Genomic DNA, 6,349 nt, shown 5'->3' with positions numbered 1-6,349 from the left:
GGACAAGATCGACTTCCCGATCCCCGGCAATGACGACGCGGCCCGCACCATCCAGCTCTATTGCGATCTGATCGCCAAGGCTGCGATCGACGGCATCGCCCGCCAGCAGGGCGCGCTCGGCGTCGACATCGGCGCTTCGGTCGAAGCTCCGGTCGAACCCGCGCTCGACCCGGCTCCGGCCCCGGCGTCGGAAGCTCCCGAAGCTTGATAATCGAAGGCCGGTTGCGGCCTTCATCTTTCTCATATTCTGGCACGCTAAACAGACGCACCATCGAATACCGATGGTGCGTCGGTGCATTTAAAACAAAGAGGCGACAATGAGCATTTCGGCTGCACAGGTCAAAGAACTCCGCGACTTGACCGGCGCGGGCATGATGGATTGCAAGGCCGCGTTGACCGAGACCAACGGCAACATGGAAGAGGCCGTCGACTGGCTGCGCAAGAAGGGTATCTCCAAGGCCGACAAGAAGGCTGGCCGCACCGCGGCTGAAGGTCTGATCGGCGTCGACAACGGCGTGCGCGAAGCTGCCGTCGTGGAAGTCAATTCCGAGACCGACTTCGTGGCCCGCAACGCCGCGTTTCAGGAAATCGTCGGCAACGTTGCCAAGGTTGCGCTGGCCTATGGCACGACGGAGGTTGTGGCCGCCGCAAAGTATCCAGGTTCCGACAAGTCTGTTGCCGACACCATCAAGGACGCTGTCGGCACCATCGGCGAAAACATGGGCTTCCGCCGCTCGGCCAAGCTCACCGTCCCGCACGGCGCTGTCGCTACCTACGTCCACAACGCGGTTGCCGACGGCCTTGGCAAGCTCGGCGTGCTGGTCGCGATCGAGACCACGGGCAATGAGCATGCAGCCAACGCCTTTGGCCGCCAGGTGGCCATGCATGTTGCCGCCACCAACCCTCTGGCGCTGACCGCAGAGCAGATCGATCCGGCCGCGGTCGAACGCGAGAAGGCGATCTTCTCCGACCAGGCGCGCCAGTCCGGCAAGCCGGAAGCGATCATCGAGAAGATGGTCGAGGGCCGTCTGCGCAAGTTCTACGAGGAAGTCGTGCTCCTGAAGCAGGCCTTCGTGCTCAATCCCGACATCACTGTCGAGAAGGCGCTGAAGGATGCCGAGAAGGACATCGGCGCCCCGGCCAAGATCACCGCCTACCTGCGCTTTGCGCTGGGCGAGGGCATCGAGAAGGAAGAGACCGATTTCGCCGCGGAAGTCGCTGCAGCGGTCAAGAAGTAAGCTGCCAAGCAGCTTTTCGGCTCAGGCAACTCGGCCGGGCGCTCGCGAGGGTGTCCGGCCGATTTCTTGTGTGACGTCGACAAAGGCGCGCAGCTTCGGTGCCATTGCCGCCCGGCGCGGAAAGTAGAGAAACAGGCCTGGTTCCTCGATTGCCGACTGCGGCAACACCTGGACAAGCCGACCAGCGGCCAGGTCGGCGCGCACCAGCGGCTCGAACACATAGGCCAGTCCCATTCCCGACAGCGCCAGGTCGATCGCGGCAAGCGAATCGGTGACGATGGCGGTGCCGCGCGTTTCCACGGCCACGTCCTTGCCGTCCTCCGTCAAATCCCAACGATAGACCGCGCCGGATCGCACCAGACGGTAGCCGATGCAATTGTGGGCGGCGAGATCGGCCAGGCTGTGCGGGCGGCCATGCCGGCCGATATAGGCTGGTGACGCTACGATGATCACCTGGAATGGCGGGGTCATCCGGATCGCGATCATGTCCTGCGCGATCATTTCGCCAAGTCTGATGCCGGCGTCAAAGCCTTCGCTGACGATATCGACCAATCCTTCATTGGCAAAGATTTCCACTGTCACATCCGGATAGCGCTCGGCCATGGCCGTCACCACCGGCGTCACCGCCATCGGGACGGCGATATGTGATACATTGATTCTGAGCAGTCCCGCCGGGCGACCCTTGATGCCGCGGATACGCTCCATCCGCTCGGCGATATCCTGCAGCGCGGGCTCGGCCGTCGCGACAAGCGCCTGACCGGCCTCGGTCAGCGATACGCTGCGGGTCGTGCGGGCAAAGAGCGGCTGGCCGATGCGCTCCTCCACAAGGCGTACAGCGTGGCTGACCGCCGAAGGGCTCATGCCGAGTTCGGCAGCGGCAAGCGCAAAGCCGCCTCGCCGCGCCACGGCGACGATAACGGGAAGGTGGCTGAGCAGGTCGCGATCCATTCATGCATAATATCGCATAGTCCATGCGAATAATGCAATCTTTTCGATGCCGGCCTGTTGGCCCACATTGTCGCCAGCAAACCGGCGACGGGCCGATGCGCAAAGGAGAAGAGACATGAATGCATTGAGGTATGCCACCTTCGCGGCGGGTATCGCGCTGGCGCCGGTCGATGCCGGCGGAGCCGAATCGTCCCCTGAAATCACGCTCGCCGATGAGCGCGCCGTCATACGCATCGCCGATGCCATCGACCGCGCGGTCGATGCCCAGGATTGGCGGCTCGCCCGTAGTTACTTCGCCGACCGCGTCACCGTCGACTTCAGCAGCCTGAGTGGGCAGCCTGCGGCCACCATCGCGTCGGACGACCTGATCGGGACCTGGGCCGCCAACCTCAGGGGCAACAAGACCAGCCTGCACCTGCGCACCAACCATCAGGTCGCCATCGACGGCGACGCCGCGACTGTCTCCTCCAACGGCTACGCCTGGAACCGGATGGAAGGCAATGGCGAACCGCTATGGGAAGTCTGGGGCACCTACGAACACCACCTGACCCGTTCGGGAGCCGACTGGAGCGTGGACGGCTTCACATTCCGCATGACGCATGAACGCGGCAACCCGTGGGTCAAGACGACCCCCGGACAGGATCGGCATTGAAGATTGGATCAGGATCGGAGCGACATCATGACCATGCCCTTCTACACCCTTGGCAGCAGCGGGCTTCGTGTCACCCGGCTGGCGCTCGGAACCATGACCTTCGGCACCGAATGGGGCTGGGGCGCCGACAAGGAGACGGCCCGCGCCCTGGTCGATGCCTATGTCGAGGCAGGCGGCAATTTCTTCGATACGGCCGATGCCTATACCGGCGGCACCTCCGAGACCTGGCTTGGCGAGTTCATAGCCGAACGCGGTCTGCGCGACAGAGCGGTGATCAGCACCAAGTTCAGCATGAATCTGGAGCAGGGCAATCCGAATGCCGGCGGCAACGGCCGCAAGAACATCATCCGCGCCGTCGAAGGCTCGCTGAAGCGGCTCGGCACCGATTATATCGACCTCTATGTCCTGCATGCCTGGGACAGGCTGACTTCACCGGAAGAGGTGATGCGAACGCTGGACGATCTGGTGCGCGCCGGAAAGATTCGCCATGTCGGTCTCTCCGACGTCCCCGCCTGGTACGCGAGCAGGGCGCAGTCCATCGCTGAGCAGCGCGGCTATGAACCGGTTTCGGCGCTGCAGCTCGAATATTCGTTGGTCGAGCGCAACATAGAGCATGAATTCGTGCCTTTCGGCACGCGCTATGGCGCCGGCATCATGGTCTGGAGCCCGCTGGCCAGCGGCTTGCTGAGCGGCAAATATCGTTCAGACACAATCAGCAACGCCGGCGGCAGGCTGGAGGCGATGCGCGGTTCGACCAATCCCGGCTTCCAGAAGTTCACCGACCGCAACTGGGCAATCGTTGCCGAACTGGAAAAGGCCGCCGGCGAGCTTGGCCGCGGCATGGCCCAAATCGCCTTGAACTGGGCGGCAACGCGGCCCGGTGTCGCTTCGGTGATCATCGGTGCGACGAGGCTCGATCAGCTCAGGGACAATCTCGGCGCGCTCGATTTCGAGATCCCCCAAGAGCTCCTGGCAAGGCTCGACGCAGTCAGCCTGCCGGTCACGCCGTTCCCGTACTCGTTCTTCGGTCCGGAAATCCAGGGCGGCCTTACCGGGGGCCAGGCCGTCGGCTGCAAGCCTGCGGGCTATTTCCCTGACCTGCTCATGGAAGGTGCATTTGCCGGCGTGAGTTGACAAAAGGCGAGAGAATTCCGGGAAGGGCGCCGCGTGACATCGCGGCGCCCTTCGTGTATCGGAACGCCATTGTTTCGGTGGCGCGCCTGCGCGAGAGCAGCCACCCGGAACGCGCCACATGCAAATGAAGAGGCCCAGATGACGGTGAAGCCCCTCTACCGACGTGTCTTGCTGAAAGCGTCGGGCGAAGCGTTGATGGGCGAGCAGCATTTCGGCATCGACGTGTCAGTGGTGGATCGCATCGCCGGCGACATCGCCGAGGCGCGTGCATTGGGCATCGAGGTCGGCGTCGTCATCGGCGGCGGCAACATCTTTCGCGGCGTGGCCGTTGCCTCCAAGGGCGGCGACCGTGTTACCGGCGACCACATGGGCATGCTTGCCACGGTGATCAACTCGCTGGCGCTGCGCACGTCGTTGAACAAGATCGGCGTCGACGCCGTGGTGCTTTCGGCGATCGCCATGCCCGAACTTTGCGAGAGCTTTTCGCAGCGCCAGGCGACCGCCTACATGAACCAGGGCAAGGTGGTGATCTTTGCCGGCGGCACCGGCAATCCATTCTTCACCACTGATTCGGCCGCGGCCCTTCGCGCCGCTGAAATCGGCGCCGACGCGCTGTTCAAGGGCACTCAGGTCGACGGCGTCTACTCGGCGGACCCGAAGAAGGATCCGAATGCGACGCGTTTCGAGCGCATCAGCCATGGCGAAGTCATAAATCGCGGCCTTTCCATCATGGATACTGCTGCGATTGCACTTGCGCGCGAAAACAACATTCCGATAATCGTCTATTCGATCCACGAAAAAGGTGGTTTCGGCGATATTCTGAGGGGCGGCGGCCGCTGCACGGTCGTCGCGGACGATTGATCGGCGGCCTGACCCGAAAAGGGAAGCCGGTTTTCGAAAGTTCGATTCGAAGACGGCCCCGAAGCAGTGAGCCCGCATTAGACGGGTCGAGGAGATAAAGATGAGTGGTGAGTACGACGATCTCAAGCGGCGCATGGATGGGGCCATTGCCGCGTTCAAGCATGATCTGGCCTCGCTGCGGACCGGTCGCGCCTCCAGCAATCTGCTCGATGCGATCCAGGTGCAGGCCTACGGCACCACCATGCCGATCAATCAGGTCGCCAACGTCTCGGTGCCGGAGCCGCGCATGATCTCGGTATCGGTATGGGACAAGTCGATGGTTGGCGCGGTCGACCGCGCGATCCGCGAATCCAATTTGGGGTTCAACCCGATCGTAGACGGCACCAACCTCAGGATTCCACTTCCCGAACTTAACGAACAGCGCCGCAAGGAACTGGTCAAGATCTCGCACACCTACGCCGAGAATGCCCGTGTCGCCGCGCGCCATGTGCGCCGCGACGGCATGGACTTCCTGAAGAAGGCGGAGAAAGACGGCGACATCAGCGAAGACGATCAGCGCAAGCGCTCGGACCAGGTCCAGAAACTTACCGACGAGACGATCAGCACCATCGACCACCTGCTTTCCGATAAGGAAGCTGAAATCATGCAGGTTTAGGGTCATGGCCGCCGGCTGACCCGAAAGCGAGAACATGGCAACGCCCGCGCATGTCGCGATCATCATGGACGGAAACGGACGCTGGGCCAAGGCGCGCGGCATGCCCCGTCTTGCGGGCCACCGTGCCGGTGTCGAGGCGCTGCGCAAGACGGTGCGCGCGGCACCTGGGCTCGGCATTTCCTACCTGACCGTCTATGCTTTCTCGTCGGAGAACTGGTCGCGGCCGAAGTCCGAGGTCAGCGACCTGATGGGCCTCTTGAAAATGTTCATTCGCCGTGACCTTGCTGAACTGCACCAGAGCGGTGTGCGGGTTAGAATCATCGGTGACCGGGCAGGGCTGCAGTCTGATATCAGGGGACTGCTCGACGAGGCCGAAACGCTGACGGCCGCAAACGAATCGCTGACGCTGGTGATCGCCTTCAACTATGGCGGACGAGACGAAATCGTTCGTACGGCACAAAAGCTTGCGGCGGCCGTGGCGCGTGGCGAACTCGACGCCGAGGCGATATCAGCCGAAAGCTTTGCCGGCGCGCTCGATACGCAAGGCATTCCCGACCCGGAACTGGTCATTCGCACCAGCGGCGAGCTCCGGCTGTCGAACTTCCTTCTGTGGCAAGCCGCCTATAGCGAACTCGTCTTCCTGCCTTGCTACTGGCCCGACTTCAGCCGCGAGCACCTTGCGGAAGCTTTGCGTGAGTTTGCTGGCCGCGAACGCCGTTTCGGCGGACTTGGGGGCCAGGACGTCGCTTCGCGACCGGCCGCGGGATGAGCAATCTTCAACTGCGTATCGTTTCGGCGATCGTGCTCGCCATCATCACTCTCGGCTTGACCTGGATCGGCGGTTTGCCGTTCCGGCTGCTG

8 protein-coding genes and 1 pseudogene are annotated in these 6,349 nt (G+C 62.8%); 8 read left to right on the top strand and 1 reads right to left on the bottom strand.

The window, feature by feature from the left end; all coding sequences use genetic code 11:
* Together EN906_RS18920 and tsf are read left to right on the top strand one after the other, a co-directional pair.
* The coding region (locus EN906_RS18920; RefSeq protein ID WP_127375300.1) for a 30S ribosomal protein S2 at positions 1-208 on the top strand (208 nt) is incomplete at its 5' end.
* Between the two features lie 109 nt (positions 209-317).
* Positions 318-1,238 carry a translation elongation factor Ts gene (gene tsf / locus EN906_RS18915; RefSeq protein ID WP_127272504.1) on the top strand — a complete coding sequence of 307 codons (921 nt, stop codon included), beginning with the start codon at positions 318-320 and terminating at the stop codon, positions 1,236-1,238.
* Positions 1,239-1,259: 21 nt separating this feature from the next.
* On the opposite strand, the gene EN906_RS18910 is transcribed toward tsf, so the two are convergent.
* Positions 1,260-2,186, bottom strand: a complete 927-nt coding sequence (locus tag EN906_RS18910) for a LysR family transcriptional regulator (protein ID WP_127270207.1) — start codon at positions 2,184-2,186, stop codon at positions 1,260-1,262.
* Between the two features lie 115 nt (positions 2,187-2,301).
* Between EN906_RS18910 and EN906_RS18905 the strand changes: the two genes are divergently transcribed.
* The 6 genes and pseudogenes from EN906_RS18905 to EN906_RS38315 all read left to right on the top strand — a co-directional run.
* Positions 2,302-2,838, top strand: a complete 537-nt coding sequence (locus EN906_RS18905) for a nuclear transport factor 2 family protein (RefSeq protein ID WP_127270206.1) — start codon at positions 2,302-2,304, stop codon at positions 2,836-2,838.
* A gap of 27 nt (positions 2,839-2,865) precedes the next feature.
* Positions 2,866-3,972: an aldo/keto reductase gene (locus EN906_RS18900; RefSeq protein ID WP_127270204.1), complete on the top strand. Its 1,107-nt coding sequence runs from the start codon at positions 2,866-2,868 to the stop codon at positions 3,970-3,972.
* 138 nt (positions 3,973-4,110) lie between these two features.
* Positions 4,111-4,833, top strand: a complete 723-nt coding sequence (pyrH, locus tag EN906_RS18895; RefSeq protein WP_013531760.1) for a UMP kinase — start codon at positions 4,111-4,113, stop codon at positions 4,831-4,833.
* Positions 4,834-4,933: 100 nt separating this feature from the next.
* Positions 4,934-5,488 carry a ribosome recycling factor gene (gene frr, locus EN906_RS18890; protein ID WP_013531759.1) on the top strand — a complete coding sequence of 185 codons (555 nt, stop codon included), beginning with the start codon at positions 4,934-4,936 and terminating at the stop codon, positions 5,486-5,488.
* Between the two features lie 34 nt (positions 5,489-5,522).
* Positions 5,523-6,257 carry an isoprenyl transferase gene (locus tag EN906_RS18885; RefSeq protein WP_023812930.1) on the top strand — a complete coding sequence of 245 codons (735 nt, stop codon included), beginning with the start codon at positions 5,523-5,525 and terminating at the stop codon, positions 6,255-6,257.
* Positions 6,254-6,349, top strand: a pseudogene (locus tag EN906_RS38315) (phosphatidate cytidylyltransferase); the annotation flags it as partial. The gene EN906_RS18885 and the pseudogene EN906_RS38315, both read left to right, overlap by 4 nt.

The organism is Mesorhizobium sp. M7A.F.Ca.CA.004.06.1.1, assembly GCF_003999135.1.
GTDB lineage: Bacteria > Pseudomonadota > Alphaproteobacteria > Rhizobiales > Rhizobiaceae > Mesorhizobium.
The sequence above is the reverse complement of the archived record's forward strand: the minus strand, read 5'-3'. Positions and strand labels throughout refer to the sequence as shown.

What these genes read in the sequence shown, in the direction of transcription:
- tsf (WP_127272504.1), top strand. Translation starts at nt 318, where the DNA reads ATGAGCATTTCGGCTGCACAGGTCAAAGAACTCCGCGACTTGACCGGC.
- EN906_RS18910 (WP_127270207.1), bottom strand. Translation starts at nt 2,186, where the DNA reads ATGGATCGCGACCTGCTCAGCCACCTTCCCGTTATCGTCGCCGTGGCG.
- EN906_RS18905 (WP_127270206.1), top strand. Translation starts at nt 2,302, where the DNA reads ATGAATGCATTGAGGTATGCCACCTTCGCGGCGGGTATCGCGCTGGCG.
- EN906_RS18900 (WP_127270204.1), top strand. Translation starts at nt 2,866, where the DNA reads ATGACCATGCCCTTCTACACCCTTGGCAGCAGCGGGCTTCGTGTCACC.
- pyrH (WP_013531760.1), top strand. Translation starts at nt 4,111, where the DNA reads ATGACGGTGAAGCCCCTCTACCGACGTGTCTTGCTGAAAGCGTCGGGC.
- frr (WP_013531759.1), top strand. Translation starts at nt 4,934, where the DNA reads ATGAGTGGTGAGTACGACGATCTCAAGCGGCGCATGGATGGGGCCATT.
- EN906_RS18885 (WP_023812930.1), top strand. Translation starts at nt 5,523, where the DNA reads ATGGCAACGCCCGCGCATGTCGCGATCATCATGGACGGAAACGGACGC.